Here is a 17,452-nt window from a genome sequence, read left to right on the forward strand (position 1 = left end):
GAGATAAATTAGGATGGCGCGTCCGGGAGGATTCGAACCTCCGACCGCCTGGTTCGTAGCCAGGTACTCTATCCAGCTGAGCTACGGACGCGCAACTAATTTACAAATGGCGGTGAAGGAGGGATTCGAACCCTCGATACGGCTACAAACCGTATACTCCCTTAGCAGGGGAGCGCCTTCAGCCTCTCGGCCACCTCACCGCACAAATCATGGCGCGCTCGGGAGGATTCGAACCTCCGACCGCCTGGTTCGTAGCCAGGTACTCTATCCAGCTGAGCTACGAGCGCACAACAATCCGGGTTTGTTTTCTGGAAACGACCAAAAAACGAAAATAATGGCGCGACCGGGAGGATTCGAACCTCCGACCGCCTGGTTCGTAGCCAGGTACTCTATCCAGCTGAGCTACGGTCGCGCACTGCAAGAATGGCGGTGAAGGAGGGATTCGAACCCTCGATACGGCTACAAACCGTATACTCCCTTAGCAGGGGAGCGCCTTCAGCCTCTCGGCCACCTCACCGTCTTGCGGAGGCACATATTACTTTGAGCCAAGAATATGTCAAACACTTTATCGGGAAAAATCAGCAATCTCGTTGTGTTTGCACACTTCTCCGCCATTTGCCGCTTTAGCGAGGCAAAATCGCCACCAATTGTGTTTTAAATGAACAACCTGACCACCTTAAAAAACCACAGTCTGGCAGTCATTCTGGGGCATTGGATGGTCAGTTTAAATGCGTTTAGGTAAAGAAAAGGCCGAGTCTATGTTCGGCCTTTCTGAAAACTCAAATACGCGGTGCTTAGAAGTTACCGCCAGTTGGCGCTGGGTTGCCCTTCTCTGCTTGTATACGCATGTAAATTTCTTCACGGTGAACAGACACTTCTTTAGGCGCGTTCACACCGATACGTACCTGGTTACCTTTTACACCCAGCACGGTAACAGTCACTTCATCACCAATCATCAGCGTTTCACCTACGCGACGAGTCAAAATCAGCATTCTTCTACTCCTTGAGTATTTACAACTTTCTTATTCGTTGAGTCTGTTTGGTCTTCTAACTGCACGAGGTAAATTACACGGCAGCATAAGCTCCGAGATGGACTTTCAACTACTTTCCTTCCTTGCGAGCATCCGTTGCGGGCCACTACAGATATCCTGTGCCCGTCAGGCTTTTCAATATGGCTTATTTCTCTAGCTAACTCCAGTTAACCAGTGAGATTTCGCATACCGAATCCAGACATTGTGACCCCTGTTCCCAGAAGATCACCTTGTCAGATACTGCTAGGACGGAAAAGTTCATCCGACCGGGCAAAAATCAGGCAGATGCGGCGAATAAAACATAGCCACACCCGCATTAAGGCGATGCACTATACAGAGTTAAAAAAAAAGTGCAAAGAATAAACTTATCTTACTCATTGAAAGAAAAAAGGCTTCCACAGGAAGCCCTTCTTTACATTAAATTAGCTGCTTTATACAAAGCTTATAGACGCTCAGTCAACCAAGGTGCAACGGTTTCCAAAGCCGCTGGCAGTGCAGCTGTATCAGAGCCACCTGCCTGCGCCATATCAGGACGACCACCGCCTTTTCCGCCGACTTGCTGAGCAACCATGTTGACCAGTTCACCCGCTTTCACTTTGCCAGTCAGATCTTTGGTCACACCGGCAATCAGGCCCACTTTGTCGTCAGACACATTACCCAGGAACACCACACCACTACCCATTTGGTTTTTCAAATCATCAACCATGGTACGCAATGCTTTGTTATCTGCGCCGTCCAGCTTGCTGATCAGTACTTTGACACCGTTAATATCCTGTACGTTGTTGATCAGGCTAGCACTTTCCTGGGCCGCCAGTTTTTCTTTCAGCAGCTGGATTTCTTTTTCCAGAGATTTCGCACGGCTCTGAGATTCAGACACCTTCTTTGCAAACTCTTGCTGCTGGCTATAGAACGCATCTTCTGCTCCTTGACCCGTTACCGCTTCGATACGACGCACGCCTGCTGCGATACCGCCTTCAGAAACGATCTTGAGCATACCGATATCACCGGTACGATTAGCGTGGGTACCGCCACAAAGTTCGATAGAGAAATCACCCATGGTCAGTACGCGAACATTGTCGTCGTACTTCTCGCCGAACAGTGCCATTGCACCTTTCGCTTTTGCCGATTCGATGTCCATGATTTCAGTAGACACGTCGTGGTTACGGCGAATTTGTTCGTTTACCAATTTCTCAACGGTACGTAGTTCTTCTGGTTTCACCGCTTCAAGGTGAGAGAAGTCAAAACGCAGACCTTCAGCACGGACCAAAGAACCTTTCTGTTGGACGTGCTCTCCCAATACGATGCGCAGCGCCTCGTGCAGCAAGTGGGTTGCTGAGTGGTTCAGCGCAATCGCCTGACGACGCTCTGCATTCACTTTTGCTTCCACGTTGTCGCCAACGCTCAGCATGCCATCAACCAACTTACCGCGAAGACCAATAGCCGCGCCATATTTCTGCGTGTCGATAACTTCGAACTTGCCTGCTTCAGTCATCAGGAAGCCTGCATCACCGCACTGGCCGCCTGATTCTGCATAGAACGGCGTTTGGTCCATGATAATCACAGCTTCGTCTGCCGTTGCCAGCGTCTCAGACGCCATACCATCAACAAAGATATCCGTGATAAGGCCTTTGCCTTCGGTCGCACCGTAACCAGTGAACTCAGAGTTACCTTCAACTTTAATCACAGAGTTGTAGTCAGTACCAAATTGGCCTGCTTCACGTGCGCGTTGACGCTGCTCTTCCATCGCTGACTCAAAGCCTTCTTCATCGATGGTGAAGCCACGCTCACGTGCCATGTCGTTAGTCAGGTCAGCTGGGAAGCCGGAGGTATCGTAAAGTTTGAAGACAGTTTCGCCGTCCAGCACTTTGCCATCCAGCGCTTCCAATGCGTCATTCAGAATTGCCATGCCGCGATCCAGTGTGCGACCGAAGTTTTCTTCTTCAATCTTCAGCACTTTCTCAACCATTGCTTGCTGGTTCTTCAGTTCTTCACCAGCGGTACCCATGATCTCAGCCAGAGGACCTACGAGCTTGTAGAAGTAAGAGCCTGTTGCGCCCAGCTTGTTACCGTGACGAACTGCGCGACGAATAATACGACGCAGAACGTAGCCACGACCTTCGTTAGAAGGCATGACGCCATCAACAATCAGGAATGCACATGAACGAATGTGGTCAGCCACAACACGTAGAGACTGGTTGGACAGGTCTTCGTAGCCAATCACTTCCGCTGCTGATTTGATCAGGGTTTGGAAGATGTCGATTTCATAGTTTGAGTGAACACCCTGCATGATCGCAGCAATACGTTCGATACCCATACCTGTATCAACAGAAGGCTTTGGCAGAGGTTCCATCGTGCCATCGGCATGACGGTTGTACTGCATGAATACGTTGTTCCAAATTTCAATGAAGCGGTCGCCGTCCTCTTCTGGAGAACCTGGAGGACCACCCCAAATGTGATCACCGTGATCGTAGAAGATTTCAGTACATGGACCACAAGGGCCTGTGTCACCCATCTGCCAGAAGTTATCTGACTCGTATGGCTTACCGCCTTTCTTGTCGCCAATACGAACGATACGGTCAGCTGGAATACCGATCTTCTCGTTCCACAGCGCGAATGCTTCGTCGTCTGTTTCGTAAACCGTCACCATCAGGCGGTCTTTTGGCAGTTGCAGTACTTCAGTCAAGAATTCCCACGCAAAGGCGATGGCATCTTCTTTGAAGTAATCACCGAAGCTGAAGTTACCCAGCATTTCGAAGAAAGTGTGGTGACGGGCAGTGAAGCCTACGTTTTCCAGGTCATTATGCTTACCACCGGCACGTACACAGCGTTGCGCTGTTGTCGCTCGGGTATAGGCACGTTTTTCTAGGCCTAGGAAGCAATCTTTAAACTGGTTCATACCTGCGTTTGTGAACAACAGCGTTGGGTCGTTGGCAGGCACGAGCGATGAGCTAGGCACGATAGTGTGCCCTTTGCTTTCAAAGAATTCGAGAAACGCGCGGCGGATCTCGTCGGTGCTCATGTACATTGGCTAATCCTGAAAATTGGAGTTGTAGTAATCACTGCGTCGCGTAACAGGCGACGTGATCAGAGTCAATTGGCGGTCATTGTAAACAACCTGGCCAATTGCGAAAAGAGGCATAAACAAGATAGATCGCAGACTATGCCTGCAATCGCTGGGTTTTAGTCGTCTTTCGAGAGGGCGTAGCTGATTTGGTCGAAGCTGAAACCGCGACTTTGCAGGTAACGGGTCCATTTGGCGCGTTGCTTGAAATCTACCGTCGGTAAGGTGCCGTCGTAATTACCGAAACGGCGTTTGGCCAGATCTTTTGCCAACTCGAACCAATCATGTTGTTGATTTTCTTGCGCAGTTTCCAGCAATGACGTGCTGATGCCCTTTCGTTTAGCGTCAAAGCAGATACGTTGCCAACCATGACCTTTCGAGGCCCCATGGAGAAGCAGCATTTCAGCAAAACGTTTATCATCCAGCCAATGGTGGAAAAGGCAGTGTTCTATTGCGTCATCGATTTCTTCAGGAGGGCACTGTCGCTGCGCCAGTTTCTGACGCAGCTCCAGTTCAGAATGGTCGCGGCGGGACAGGATGCCCACCGCCAATTCTTTTACAGTTAAACTCAGAACGCTTCCTCTTCAGGCAGTTCAGCGTCGTTGTTCTCTGCTTGCGGCTGGCCGGTTTGTAGCAGCATGTCACGCAGAGTCTTATCCAATTCTTTCGCGATTTCTGGATTCTCTTTCAGGAATCGACATGCGTTTGCTTTACCCTGACCGATCTTATCGCCGTTGTAGCTGTACCATGCACCAGCTTTCTCAACCAGCTTGTGTTTCACGCCCAGATCAATCAGCTCACCGTATAGGTTGATGCCTTCGCCGTACATGATTTGGAATTCAGCTTGTTTAAACGGTGCTGCAATCTTGTTTTTCACGACTTTAACGCGGGTATCGTTACCCACGACTTCATCGCCTTCTTTGATAGAGCCGATACGACGGATATCAAGACGAACAGAAGCATAGAATTTCAGTGCATTACCACCAGTAGTGGTTTCTGGGTTACCGAACATCACACCAATCTTCATACGGATTTGGTTGATGAAAATCATCAGGGTGTTGCTGTTTTTGATGTTCGCCGTCAGTTTACGCATCGCCTGAGAAAGCATACGTGCCTGCAGACCCATATGAGAGTCACCCATCTCACCTTCAATTTCCGCTTTCGGCGTCAGTGCCGCCACGGAGTCAATGATGATAACGTCAACTGCACCTGAACGCGTCAGTGCGTCAGCAATTTCCAGCGCCTGCTCACCAGTGTCTGGCTGGGACACCAGCAGGTTGTCGATGTCGACGTGCAGTTTGCGTGCATATACAGGGTCAAGTGCGTGCTCCGCATCGATAAACGCACAGGTTTTGCCTTGCTTTTGTGCTTCAGCGATAACTTGCAGTGTCAGAGTGGTTTTACCTGAAGACTCAGGACCATAGATTTCAACAATACGGCCGTATGGCAGACCGCCTGCACCCAGCGCGATATCCAGAGACAGAGAGCCGGTAGAAACGGTCTCAATATCCATCGTGCGGTCATCACCCAGACGCATGATCGAACCTTTACCGAATTGTTTTTCGATCTGTCCCAGGGCTGCGGCTAACGCCTTCTGTTTGTTGTCGTCCATTTGATTCTCCAACGGAAGCAATAATCGCTCAGATAACTATTTAATTGATGCTAAGTATACTGTCCATTTATACAGTGTCTAGCCCTGTATAAAATTTTTCTTCGCTTTTCGTGTCACTGCTCCGGTTTTTCGCTGTCCAAATAAGAGAGTAAGCGACACAGACTATGCGCAATGGTATTGCGGCGAATTTCATGCCTATCACCATCGAACAAACAGGTTTCTGTGACTGTGCCTTTGCTGGTTGCCCAGCCAAAACACACCATGCCCACAGGCTTTTCTTCGCTGCCACCAGTGGGACCAGCAATACCACTAACCGCAAGAGCAAAATCAGCATTCGCTTCTTTCAGCGCGCCTGCCGCCATTTCCGCTACGACCTCTTCACTGACAGCACCGTGATCCACCAGCGTATCTGTTGCCACACCGACCAATTCACGCTTAGCGTCATTGCTATAGGTCACAAAGGCACGCTCAAACCACGCAGAGCTCCCTGCCACCTCGGTCAGTACATAGGAGATACCGCCGCCTGTGCAGGATTCTGCCGTTGTCACCGTTTGGTTCGACGCTTTCAGTCTTTCGCCTATTTGTGTTGCCAGCTTAACGAGTTGCTCCATGATGTCCTCTTACGGCCTTGTTTTTACATCATCGCGAGATCGATACTTTACCCATTCATCGCGATTCACGTATCCTGTTGCCTTCTCTTATCTTTGTAATTTTGCAGGCCAGATAGTGACAGTACAAGCGACAGCAAATCACACGCCGATGATGCAGCAATTTCTGAAAATCAAAGCGCAGCATCCCGAAGAACTTCTTTTCTACCGAATGGGTGATTTCTACGAGCTGTTTTATGACGATGCTAAACGCGCATCCCAGTTGCTTGATATCTCTCTGACCAAACGCGGTGCCTCAGCCGGTGAACCGATTCCGATGGCAGGCGTTCCGTACCATTCTGTAGAAGGATACCTCGCCCGTCTGGTTCAGCTCGGAGAATCGGTTGCGATTTGTGAACAAATCGGCGATCCAGCCACCAGCAAGGGACCTGTTGAGCGTCAAGTTGTCCGTATTGTGACACCAGGTACCGTTTCCGATGAGGCGCTGTTAAGCGAGCGCGTCGATAACCTGATTGCGGCGATTTTCGCTCAAGGTGAACGTTTTGGTTACGCCACGCTGGATATCACTTCTGGCCGTTTCCTACTGAGTGAACCCGCAACAGAAGAAGAAATGCAGGCAGAATTGCAGCGCACGCGCCCGGCCGAACTTTTGTATCCGGAAGATTTTGCATTTCCATCGCTGACCGACATGTGCAAAGGCAGCCGCCGACGCCCTATCTGGGAGTTTGATTTAGAGACAGCAAAACAACAGCTAAACCAGCAATTCGGCACCCGGGATTTGGTCGGTTTTGGTGTTGAAGAATGCTCACTTGGTCTTGCTGCTGCAGGTTGTTTGATGCAGTACGTCAAAGACACGCAACGCACCGCCCTTCCCCACATTCGCGCTTTGGTGAAAGAAAACAAAGACCAATCCGTGATTCTGGATGCCGCCACACGCCGCAACCTGGAACTGACCCAAAATCTGTCGGGTGGGTTGGAGAACACTGTTGCCTCGGTCCTCGACAGAACCACTACGCCGATGGGCAGTCGCCTTCTGAAGCGCTGGCTTCATCAGCCGATGCGTGATTTTAAGATTGTGAACCGTCGTCTGGATGCCATCACGGTTCTAAAAGACACAGGGCTCTACGTCGATCTGGCAAACTCACTTCGCCCAGTTGGCGATATGGAACGTATTCTGGGGCGACTGGCGATTCGCTCTGCACGCCCTCGTGATATGGCAAGACTCCGCGGCGCATTGCAGCAATTGCCGGAAATCGAAAGCTTGCTTGATGAGGTGCAGGATGAAGCGATTGCACCGCTGAAACAGGCCAGCGCCCCAATGCCGGAACTTGCTGAGCTACTAGAGCGCGCCATTGTAGAAGCGCCACCGGTAGTTATCCGTGATGGTGGTGTCATTGCCCCTGGCTATAACGCTGAGCTTGATGAATGGCGCGATCTGGCTGATGGCGCCACACGCTATCTTGAGGAGCTGGAAGCACGTGAGCGCGACCGTCACGACATTGATACGTTGAAAGTCGGATTCAATCAGGTCCATGGTTTCTACATTCAGGTCAGCCGTGGTCAAAGTCACCTGGTGCCGCCTTACTACGTGCGCCGTCAAACATTGAAAAACGCTGAACGTTACATTATCCCAGAGCTCAAAGAGCACGAAGACAAGGTACTCAATTCCAAGTCAAAAGCACTGGCACTTGAGAAGAAGCTCTGGGAAGAGCTGTTCGACCAACTGCTACCACATCTTGAGAAGCTGCAACGCGCCGCTGAAGCGCTTTCCACCCTCGATGTACTGGCTAACCTGGCTGAACGTGCTGAGTCACTGAATTACTGCCGCCCGACGCTGACTGAACAACGTGGCATTGATATCGCTGGCGGTCGCCACCCTGTGGTTGAGCAAGTGATGGACGCACCTTTTATCGCAAACCCAACCTCACTCAATCCAGACCGCCGTATGTTGATCATCACGGGTCCTAATATGGGTGGTAAATCGACCTACATGCGTCAAACTGCGCTGATCACTCTGATGGCACATATTGGCTCTTATGTGCCGGCAGAATCCGTCACCCTGGGTCCTGTCGACCGTATCTTTACGCGTATCGGTGCATCCGATGATCTGGCCTCTGGCCGCTCAACCTTTATGGTCGAAATGACAGAGACAGCAAACATTCTTCATAACGCCACAGAAAACAGCCTGGTATTGATGGATGAGATTGGCCGCGGTACCAGTACCTATGATGGTCTTTCACTGGCATGGGCAAGTGCAGAGTGGCTGGCAGAAAAGCTCAAGGCGATGACGCTGTTTGCAACCCATTACTTTGAGCTGACGGAATTGTCCGGGCAGGTGCCGGGGCTAGTGAACGTGCATTTGGATGCCGTAGAGCATGGCGATGAAATCGCCTTTATGCACGCGGTTCAAGAAGGCGCGGCGAGTAAATCATACGGTCTTGCCGTTGCAGGGTTAGCAGGTGTACCCAAAACCGTGATCCAACGAGCGAAAACCAAGCTTCGCCAGCTGGAAGCCAGCGGACACGAAGTAGTGACAGGTGAGCAAGCGACACCAACCAGCAGTGCCGCCGCCCAGCTTTCACTGCTGCCAGAGCTTAGTGAAGTGGAAAAAGCGCTGGCTGATGTCGATCCGGATAACCTGACGCCAAGACAAGCACTTGATGCCTTGTACCGACTGAAAGCGCTGCTTTGACTTATCGAAGCGTCAGACGGTAAAAACAGAAAAGCCCCAAAAGGGGCTTTTTTATTGAGCACACAAAGTGTTGATAAAAAGGTGCTATCAGTGCTCAGTGTTGAACAGAGACTCGATGTTCAGTCCCTGATGCGTCAGCATGTCACGTAAGCGACGCAAGCCTTCAACTTGGATTTGGCGAACACGTTCACGTGTGAGGCCAATTTCACGACCCACATCTTCCAACGTTGACGCTTCATGACCCAGCAAGCCGAAACGACGTGCCAGCACTTCACGCTGCTTAGGGTTCAATTCCTGAAGCCAGTGAACGATAGACTTTTTCATGTCATCGTCTTGCGTGGTGTTCTCTGGACCGCCTTCTTTCTCGTCAGGAATGATGTCCAGCAATGCTTTCTCTGAATCACCACCAATCGGATTATCTACCGAACTGATGCGCTCATTCAGGCGAAGCATGCGGTTGACATCTTCAACTGGTTTGTCGAGTTGCAGAGCGATGTCTTCTGCTGTTGGCTCATGATCCAGCTTTTGCGCCAGTTCACGGGCAGTGCGCAGATAGACGTTAAGCTCTTTAACCACATGAATAGGCAGACGGATAGTACGCGTCTGGTTCATGATGGCACGCTCGATGGTTTGACGAATCCACCACGTTGCGTAAGTAGAGAAGCGGAAACCGCGTTCAGGATCGAACTTCTCAACCGCACGGATCAAACCGAGGTTACCTTCTTCAACCAAATCAAGAAGAGCAAGACCACGATTAGAGTAACGGCGGGAAATCTTAACCACCAAGCGGAGGTTACTTTCGATCATACGTTTGCGAGCAGCTTCGTCGCCACGAAGCGCACGACGTGCATAAAGTACTTCTTCTTCCGCAGTCAGCAGAGGAGAGTAACCTATTTCGCTTAGATAGAGTTGCGTTGCATCGAGAGCTTTCGAGGACGCCGCAAACGATACGGACTCTTCTACCTCTTCAGCTACTTCGTCTTCAGACTCGATTTCGAGTTGTTCCATGTCAACGTCTTCAACCATTAAGTCGTCAACTTTCTTTGCAGTATTATTCTGACTCATAGCGCCTCCCAATTTGGCGTAGCAGCTAGACAGTACAGCAAGATCTGCCTCGGATTACCGTTTCGGCAAATACCTTAACGGGTTCACCGACTTTCCTTTATAGCGAATCTCGAAGTGCAACCGTACACTGTTTGTACCAGAGCTGCCCATTGAGGCTATTTTTTGCCCCTTTTTGACATTCTGACGTTCCGAAACAAAGATGCGGTCATTGTGCGCGTAGGCACTAAGATAATCATCGTTATGTTTAATAATGATTAAATTGCCGTACCCTCTAAGCGCGTTGCCCGCATAAACCACTTTTCCATCTGCAGAAGCATCGATGCTTTGACCGCGTTTGCCCGCAATATCTATCCCTTTGTTTCCCAGCTCCGTGCTAGAGAATCCGGAGATGACTCGCCCGTTAGAAGGCCATTGCCACCTAATGGTTTCGGGCTTACCTGACGGCTTGTTAGCGGATTTATCAACAGTTGGTTTATTTTTTGTTACACGCTGATTGTATTCCTTCACTTTTTGCTGTTCAACATTTTTCTTATTTTGAGAAGAAGAAGCCGACTTATTTTGCGAAGCGGTTTTTGGATTATCTTGCTTGGGCTTAGCAGATGATCCTGAAACAGGCGGTTTCGTTGCAACGACAGCGGGTGCTGTTGCAACTCCGGATGTCGCTGCGACAACGACTGCCGCGCCCGCACCGGTATCTTTCTTTCCGTAAGATGGTGGCACGTACTTTTCGCGCCACAGATTCAGCTTCTGGCCAGGGAAGATAGTATACGGAGCATCGAGGTTATTAGCGGAAATAATATCGTTAACGTCACGGTCCGTGATGTACGCGATATAGTACAAGGTATCGCCCTTCTTCACCTCATAATAGCTACCTCGGTAACTGCCTCGTTCAATCTCCCCGTAATCAGGACCTACACTAGAGACGGGGGCTGGGCTGGTCACTGAGCAAGCAGACAATAATCCCAACACAGAGAGAAATAATAAAATTTTCAACTGAATTGAAACCATTACCACCCAAAGTTACCTATGCTAAATCACCAGCCACAAGAGGAACAAATCGAACCGCTTCAATGGCTTTTGATTCAAATTCGTCACCATGACGCGTGACATGATATAGCGTTTGATCGTTCTCGCCGACAGGCACAATCATAGATCCGCCATCACCAAGCTGTTCCATCAATATCTTTGGCATACTCGCCGCTGCGGCTGTCACAATAATGGCATCAAAAGGACCTTTACTTCTCCAGCCTTGCCATCCATCTCCATGTTTTGTAGATATGTTATACAGCTCAAACTGTTTAAAACGGCGCTTTGCGACCATTTGGAGCTGCTTAATTCGCTCCACGGAATAAACATGCTCAACCAGTTGCGCTAGCACGCACGTCTGAAACCCCGAACCGGTTCCCACTTCCAGAACACGACTGTCATGTTTAAGACCGAGAAGCTCCGTCATTTTCGCAACGATATAGGGCTGAGAAATAGTCTGCCCATGGCCAATCGGCAACGCATTGTTGTCATAGGCTTGATGAGCCATTGCCTCTGAAACGAAAAGATGTCTGGGCAAGCGTCCGATTGCCTCAAGCACACATTGATCTGATATACCCTGTTGGCGAAGTAGTTGAATAAGTGAATGCGAGTAATTCACTAATGCCACCCTTTATTATTTCGTTGCGTTTGTAACCCAAAGATTCAGAGTGTCGATCGTATCATGCGCTGTCAGATCGACCTGAAGTGGTGTCAAAGAGACACAATTATTTTCAACGGCATAGAAGTCAGTACCTGGCCCGGCATCTTGTTTTGCTCCCGGAGGACCAATCCAATAAATAGCATGACCACGAGGATCTCTATCCTCAATCATGTCTTCTGCACGGTGACGCGCACCCAACCTTGTCACCTGCCACCCCTTAATATCCTCTATTGGAACATCAGGAACATTGATGTTTAACAATCGGTTACGCGGCAGTGGCTTATCTTTGTCGTTGAGTACCACTTTTTTTACCACCTGAGCGGCAGTATGAAAATATGTGGTACCACAAAGGGAGACAGCTATCGCAGGCACACCCATGAAAAAGCCTTCAGTTGCTGCAGCAACTGTGCCTGAATACAATACATCATCACCGAGATTAGCGCCGTGATTGATCCCCGTAATGACAAAATCCACTTTATCTTTCACCAATGCATTCAACGCGACATGAACACTGTCGGTTGGTGTGCCCTGCACAGCATAACGGCTGTCACCCACTTCGCGCAGGCGAAGCGGGTTTTCCAGCGTCAGGGAGTTAGAAGCGCCGGAGCGGTTTCTATCCGGGGCTACAACGGTCACTGTAGCAATCTCAGACAACACTTCCGCCAGTACATTGATGCCGGCAGCAAACACGCCATCATCATTACTGATCAAAATGTGCATCTGATTCTCCCTCTGATTTGTCTACCATGACTTCTCGCATCACCGCTGTCGCAAAACATCCTGCAGGAAGAGAGAACTCAATCGTTAATGTGTCACCTTTACGTTGCCAGCTCATCTGTTGAGGATAGAGCAGCAATGGGCGACGCTCATGACGCATGCGGTTACTGCGAATCACCGCCAGAAGATGTGGTTCAGTATCTACGATATCCTGTTCAAACTGCTGCGCCTCACCTTGAGTAGGCAGTGCATTGTCACCGGTCATTGGGCCGGAGATTTGCCATTCGTGGTTTTGCAACTGTGCTTCCGCAGAGGCGACGTCTTCCACCAGTTGGACCTGCTCTTTGTCGTCGATCAGTAAGTCGCCCAACATTGGCGTATGGCAAAGTTGCTTTTCGATCCGCGCAGACAACACTTGGTTGAACAGGAATGATCGAGCTGCAGACAGGTAGAAGCTGCGTTTGCTCTTATCACGTACGCGGAATTTATCCTGACCCCAATCGCGCGCTGACGTCACGTTGTTGCCATTACGACCAAATCGCTGGCTGCCAAAGTAGTTTGGTACACCTTGGTCGCGAATGTCGGCAAGGCGTGCTTCAATTGCGTCATCACCGTCAAATTCTGTGATCACTAACTTGAAGCGGTTACCAATCAGATCACCCGGGCGCAGTTTTTTGTCGTGACGGGCAGTGTCCAAAATGGCATCAACACCTTCATGTGTAGCGACAAACTCGCTTAAATCCGGATCTGGCTGCCCTGGCAAGTGCACACTGAACCATTGTTCCGTCACTGCGTGGCGATCTTTCAGACCAGCCCAGCTCACATCACGGGATTTAACACCACACGCTTTAGCCAGCTCATTGGCAACGTATTTAGTGTTCTCGCCAATCTTGCGGATACGTACCAGAAAATGCTCACCGTGTCCGGCAGGCGTGAAATCAAGAGTTTCGCTAACGAAGAAATCTTCGGCCTTGGCCTTTAGGCGGCCAGTTGCTGCTGGCTGACCATGCAAGTAAGCCAGTGCGTTCATTACATCAGTCATTGGAATCCTTACGGATGATCACCACAGCCTCACAGGCGATGCCTTCTTTGCGGCCGGTGAACCCCAGTCGTTCGGTGGTTGTCGCTTTCACATTCACGTTGCTGACATCCGTTTCCAGATCCTGGGCAATCGCCGAACACATAGCATCAATATGCGGTGCCATTTTCGGCGCTTGCGCCATGATGGTGACATCCAGGTTACCAATCACATAGCCTTTTGCTTTCACTTTGGCGTAAACATCGCGTAGGAGAAAACGGCTGTCAGCCCCTTCCCACTCAGCGTCGGTATCAGGGAAGTGACGGCCAATATCGCCAGCCGCAATTGCGCCAAGCAGAGCATCACACACTGCGTGCAGCGCCACATCACCATCGGAGTGCGCGACCAGTCCTTGCTCATAAGGTACTTTCACACCGCCAATGATCACTGGGCCTTCACCGCCAAACTTGTGTACGTCAAAACCGTGTCCAATACGAATCATGTTTCTTCCTCACTTATCACTGGCCGCTATTGCGTTGGGCCAGGAAAAAGGTGGCGAGCGCGAGATCTTCGGGCTGCGTCACCTTGATGTTGTCTGCATGTCCAGAAACCAGCTTAGGTGCGCCACCGGCAAGCTCAATCGCGGAGGCTTCATCAGTCACTGCCAACGATTTATCCAATGCGGTTTCTAATGCATTCAGTAACTGCTCACGCTTAAACATTTGTGGCGTTAAGGCATGCCAGAGTTGCTCACGGCACACTGTGGTTTCAATCTTGTTGTCGCCCGTGCCGCGCTTCATGGTGTCTCGCACCGGACAGGCTAGAATAGCGCCATGGGTGTGACTAATCGCCTCAGCAATCAGTGCATCGATGTCCTGATGTCTGACACAAGGCCGGGCAGCATCATGTACCATCACCCATTCCGCATCAGTTGTGCGAAGGCCAGCCAAGACGGAGTCTGCGCGCTCTTTGCCACCAGTTGTCACCACAACACGCTTATCACTGCCAAGGGATGTTGAATGGAAATATCCATCCTCTTCACCAATCGCAATCACGACTTTATTGATGCTTGGGTGCTCCAGCAGGTAATGCACCGTGTGTTCAAGCAGCGTTTTATCTTCGATGGTGAGGTATTGTTTCGGCAGGTCCGCGCGCATACGCTTTCCTACTCCTGCCGCAGGGACAATCGCGACCACTTCAGGCGCGACAGATTGCGGCAAGCTTAAGGTTTCTTCACTGGCCGGGGTATTCATGTTTCTCTACTTAAAAAGGCGAGAGGGCTAATCGCTGACAACCCGGAAGAAAGTTTCTCCCGGCTTGATCATGCCCAGTTCGTTGCGGGCGCGTTCTTCAATCGCTTCTTGCCCACGTTTGAGATCTGCTATTTCTGCGTACATTTGCTGGTTACGTTGGTGGAGTTTATCGTTGGCTTGAGCAACAGAATCAGCAACGGCGGTCACTGCAAGGTAATCGTCTACCCCGTTCTTGCCCCACCAAAGGTGATACTGGAGCCATCCAAACAATACGAACAGCAAGACTGTCAGCATTCGCATTGAATTTTCCTCCCCACACTCAACAAAACCCGTCTGGCATTCATCGCCAAACACAGAACATAACCCACAAAGTCTAGGCTCAGTGGGCACTTACATAAAGAATAGCCGTAATAATCCCACATTCGCCCCTGTCACACCAGCAATGCCAGCGACAGAACGGCGAATTGCGGGCTTTTCGTAAATAAGTGACAGGAGAATGGTCAGGCGTTGAGGTGATAAACCGGATTGGGAAGCGCCCCCAGCAAGGTAGAGAGGTCTCTCGCTGCAAACGCAAAGGTATATTCCGGTGGACCCGGTGTGTACATCAAAGATTCAAATTCAAACAACGCGCTATCGACTATCAAGGGGATATGGTCTGGCATACCAAACGGGCAAACCGCCCCGGGTACACAGCCAAGACTTTCTATCATCTCTTCGTCTGAGGCAATGGAAGGTCTTTGCCCCACCAGCGCTTTGATTTTCTTACCATCCAATCTCGCATCACGATGCGTCAGCAAAAGCGCATGACCGCCCTTCTTAAAGTTGAGGAGTAAGCTTTTAGTGGGTGTTGCTGTCCAACCCAGACGCTTGCCGACGATGTCATCAGTGGCAAAATCGAGGATGGGTTCATGTTGCCACTCTTGATAGCTCACACCACACTGCGTCATCAAACTGATATTCTTTTGCAGAATTTCATCCAACGTCTGCGCCATTTATCCCTCCAGGCCCATCATCCATTTTTGCATCAAAAGAAATGCTACATAAACCATCATGCCAGCAACCAGAATATCAATGGTTTTCCGCACATTAGGCTTGGAAAGCACTGGCGACATTTTCGCAGCGCCCAATGCAATACCATAAAACCAGACCATAGATGCCAGCATAGTGCCGACTGCAAAGGCGGTTCGCTGTGCAGGTTCAAACTGACCACCAATTGAGCCTAGTACCACAACGGTGTCTAAATACACGTGAGGGTTTAGCAAAGTCACTGCCGCAGCGCCAATCAATACCGCCATGAGTCCTTTACCCGTATTTTCTCCCTCCGACTCGGCACTTTCCTCTTCGCCAATCCAAGCACGTTTAAGCGATTGGTAAGCGTAGGTCAGCAGAAAGGCAATACCTCCCAGTGTCACGACACTCAGCAAGGTTTCATTACTGGAAAGCATTGCACCACCGCCAAAAACGCCGAGGGCAATCAAAGCAAAGTCGCAGAGAAAGCAAAGTGTCGCCGTCGCAACATGATGATGACGGCGGATCCCTTGATTGAGGACAAACGCATTCTGCGCACCAATCGGAATGATCATACTGAGCCCTAAACCAAACCCTTGTAATAAAACACTGCTACTCATCACTTTGTCTCCACATCCCTCAATATTGCTGAGGCACAAATTAGAGGGGTGACAAACGTAAGTAAAACTAATAATTTTAATCACAGATAAGCAAAACTGATGAGACGTAGATGAAGGGATTAGATTACCGCTGGCTGGATGCACTGGATGCAGTCATCGCCAACGGCGGCTTTGATAAAGCAGCAGAAGCGCTTTTCATCACCCAATCGGCCGTTTCCCAGCGAATCAAACAGCTGGAAACTTTGGTTGCACAGCCCGTATTGATTCGCGAAACGCCTCCGCAACCCACCGCCATTGGTAAAAAGCTGCTTGGCCTTCACCGACGTGTTCAACTGCTTGAAAAGGAAATGCTGCCAGAGCTGACACCCGAAGGGCTGGCAGGTCCTATTACTGTACCTATCGCCACCAATGCAGACAGCCTGGCGACCTGGCTGCTGCCAGCTCTTTCCCCGTTAATGAAAGCGCAGACACTCGAAATCAACCTGATCGTCGATGATGAGAGCCGCACGCTGAATCGCCTTCGATCAGGCGAAGCCGTTGTTGCGGTTAGCAATGAAGCCACACCACTGAAAGGCTGTGTGGCGGAATCTTTGGGGGTGATGGAGTACCTTTGCGTTTGCACCCCAGCCTTCAAAGCCACCTACTTTCCAGATGGCTTGAACGCAGAAGCGGTGAGTCGCGCTCCTGCTGTGGTGTTTGACCGTTTCGATGATATGCACACTCAGTTTGTGTCTGAACGTTTTCAACTGCCCACTCCCGGCTGGCGTAGCCATATGGTTCGCTCGTCTGAGGCTTTCGTCAAAATGGCCAAACTAGGTGTGGCGTATTGCCTGATACCCCGTCTGCAAATTGAGCCAGAACTGACATCCGGTGAGCTTATCGATCTTTGTCCAGGCGATGGTGTGATCCGCCACCTATACTGGCACCATTTCGCGACGGAAAGTGGCGTATTGGCGGAGATGTCATCAGCCTGCTTAAATTATGCGCGAAAGACTTTCGGCGAAGGAAAAATATCCCGCACAGTGTGAATTATTTCCGCCTTGCCGGAGTCATAGCCATATAACTTCAAAAAACAACATG

General features: G+C 50.2%; 17 protein-coding genes and 5 tRNA genes. 2 read left to right on the forward strand and 20 right to left on the reverse strand.

The window, feature by feature from the left end:
• Positions 1-14: 14 nt before the first annotated feature.
• From GMA8713_RS03240 to pncC, 10 genes are all read right to left on the reverse strand, one after another.
• Positions 15-91 (reverse strand) — tRNA-Arg (locus GMA8713_RS03240).
• A 16-nt stretch (positions 92-107) separates the two neighbouring features.
• Positions 108-200 (reverse strand) — tRNA-Ser (locus tag GMA8713_RS03245).
• A 10-nt stretch (positions 201-210) separates the two neighbouring features.
• Positions 211-287 (reverse strand) — tRNA-Arg (locus GMA8713_RS03250).
• Positions 288-335: 48 nt separating this feature from the next.
• Positions 336-412, reverse strand: a tRNA-Arg gene (locus tag GMA8713_RS03255).
• A gap of 12 nt (positions 413-424) precedes the next feature.
• A tRNA-Ser gene (locus tag GMA8713_RS03260) sits at positions 425-517 on the reverse strand.
• A 277-nt stretch (positions 518-794) separates the two neighbouring features.
• Positions 795-992 (reverse strand): carbon storage regulator CsrA, encoded by a 198-nt coding sequence (csrA, locus tag GMA8713_RS03265; protein ID WP_002537591.1) that lies wholly within the window; start codon positions 990-992, stop codon positions 795-797.
• A 481-nt stretch (positions 993-1,473) separates the two neighbouring features.
• The gene (alaS, locus tag GMA8713_RS03270; RefSeq protein WP_062705670.1) at positions 1,474-4,056 is read right to left on the reverse strand and encodes an alanine--tRNA ligase; all 2,583 of its coding nucleotides are present in this window, start codon (positions 4,054-4,056) and stop codon (positions 1,474-1,476) included.
• 155 nt (positions 4,057-4,211) lie between these two features.
• Positions 4,212-4,637 carry a regulatory protein RecX gene (locus tag GMA8713_RS03275; RefSeq protein WP_062705671.1) on the reverse strand — a complete coding sequence of 142 codons (426 nt, stop codon included), beginning with the start codon at positions 4,635-4,637 and terminating at the stop codon, positions 4,212-4,214.
• Between the two features lie 23 nt (positions 4,638-4,660).
• Positions 4,661-5,704 (reverse strand): recombinase RecA, encoded by a 1,044-nt coding sequence (recA, locus tag GMA8713_RS03280; RefSeq protein WP_002537588.1) that lies wholly within the window; start codon positions 5,702-5,704, stop codon positions 4,661-4,663.
• Positions 5,705-5,817: 113 nt separating this feature from the next.
• Positions 5,818-6,315, reverse strand: a complete 498-nt coding sequence (gene pncC, locus GMA8713_RS03285) for a nicotinamide-nucleotide amidase (protein WP_062705673.1) — start codon at positions 6,313-6,315, stop codon at positions 5,818-5,820.
• 148 nt (positions 6,316-6,463) lie between these two features.
• Between pncC and mutS the strand changes: the two genes are divergently transcribed.
• Positions 6,464-9,004: a DNA mismatch repair protein MutS gene (gene mutS, locus GMA8713_RS03290; RefSeq protein WP_422615189.1), complete on the forward strand. Its 2,541-nt coding sequence runs from the start codon at positions 6,464-6,466 to the stop codon at positions 9,002-9,004.
• A gap of 87 nt (positions 9,005-9,091) precedes the next feature.
• Here the strand turns inward: mutS and rpoS are convergent, their stop codons facing one another.
• From rpoS to GMA8713_RS03340, 10 genes are all read right to left on the reverse strand, one after another.
• The gene (gene rpoS, locus GMA8713_RS03295; protein WP_046303729.1) at positions 9,092-10,069 is read right to left on the reverse strand and encodes an RNA polymerase sigma factor RpoS; all 978 of its coding nucleotides are present in this window, start codon (positions 10,067-10,069) and stop codon (positions 9,092-9,094) included.
• Between the two features lie 54 nt (positions 10,070-10,123).
• The gene (gene nlpD, locus GMA8713_RS03300; RefSeq protein ID WP_157515461.1) at positions 10,124-11,083 is read right to left on the reverse strand and encodes a murein hydrolase activator NlpD; all 960 of its coding nucleotides are present in this window, start codon (positions 11,081-11,083) and stop codon (positions 10,124-10,126) included.
• A gap of 10 nt (positions 11,084-11,093) precedes the next feature.
• On the reverse strand, positions 11,094-11,714 hold the full coding sequence (locus GMA8713_RS03305) for a protein-L-isoaspartate(D-aspartate) O-methyltransferase (protein WP_062705678.1): 621 nt from the start codon (positions 11,712-11,714) through the stop codon (positions 11,094-11,096).
• Positions 11,715-11,729: 15 nt separating this feature from the next.
• Entirely contained in the window at positions 11,730-12,476 is a 747-nt protein-coding gene (gene surE, locus GMA8713_RS03310) for a 5'/3'-nucleotidase SurE (RefSeq protein WP_062705680.1), read from the reverse strand.
• Entirely contained in the window at positions 12,457-13,515 is a 1,059-nt protein-coding gene (truD, locus tag GMA8713_RS03315; RefSeq protein WP_062705682.1) for a tRNA pseudouridine(13) synthase TruD, read from the reverse strand. The genes surE and truD overlap by 20 nt, the downstream gene beginning before the upstream one ends.
• Complete coding sequence (ispF, locus tag GMA8713_RS03320) at positions 13,508-13,993, reverse strand: 2-C-methyl-D-erythritol 2,4-cyclodiphosphate synthase (protein WP_062705685.1); 486 nt, start codon at positions 13,991-13,993, stop codon at positions 13,508-13,510. Before ispF ends, truD begins: the two co-directional genes overlap by 8 nt.
• A gap of 16 nt (positions 13,994-14,009) precedes the next feature.
• Positions 14,010-14,744: a 2-C-methyl-D-erythritol 4-phosphate cytidylyltransferase gene (gene ispD, locus GMA8713_RS03325; protein ID WP_062705687.1), complete on the reverse strand. Its 735-nt coding sequence runs from the start codon at positions 14,742-14,744 to the stop codon at positions 14,010-14,012.
• A gap of 27 nt (positions 14,745-14,771) precedes the next feature.
• The gene (gene ftsB, locus GMA8713_RS03330) at positions 14,772-15,044 is read right to left on the reverse strand and encodes a cell division protein FtsB (protein WP_002537577.1); all 273 of its coding nucleotides are present in this window, start codon (positions 15,042-15,044) and stop codon (positions 14,772-14,774) included.
• Between the two features lie 200 nt (positions 15,045-15,244).
• The gene (locus GMA8713_RS03335; protein WP_062705689.1) at positions 15,245-15,736 is read right to left on the reverse strand and encodes a YbaK/EbsC family protein; all 492 of its coding nucleotides are present in this window, start codon (positions 15,734-15,736) and stop codon (positions 15,245-15,247) included.
• Positions 15,737-16,372 carry a LysE/ArgO family amino acid transporter gene (locus GMA8713_RS03340; RefSeq protein ID WP_062705691.1) on the reverse strand — a complete coding sequence of 212 codons (636 nt, stop codon included), beginning with the start codon at positions 16,370-16,372 and terminating at the stop codon, positions 15,737-15,739.
• Positions 16,373-16,482: 110 nt separating this feature from the next.
• Here GMA8713_RS03340 and GMA8713_RS03345 point away from each other — a divergent pair, with 110 nt between their 5' ends.
• Positions 16,483-17,400, forward strand: a complete 918-nt coding sequence (locus GMA8713_RS03345; RefSeq protein WP_062705693.1) for a LysR family transcriptional regulator ArgP — start codon at positions 16,483-16,485, stop codon at positions 17,398-17,400.
• Positions 17,401-17,452: the final 52 nt, after the last annotated feature.

This window comes from Grimontia marina, assembly GCF_900060185.1.
In the GTDB taxonomy this organism is placed as follows: Bacteria; Pseudomonadota; Gammaproteobacteria; order Enterobacterales; family Vibrionaceae; genus Enterovibrio; species Enterovibrio marinus.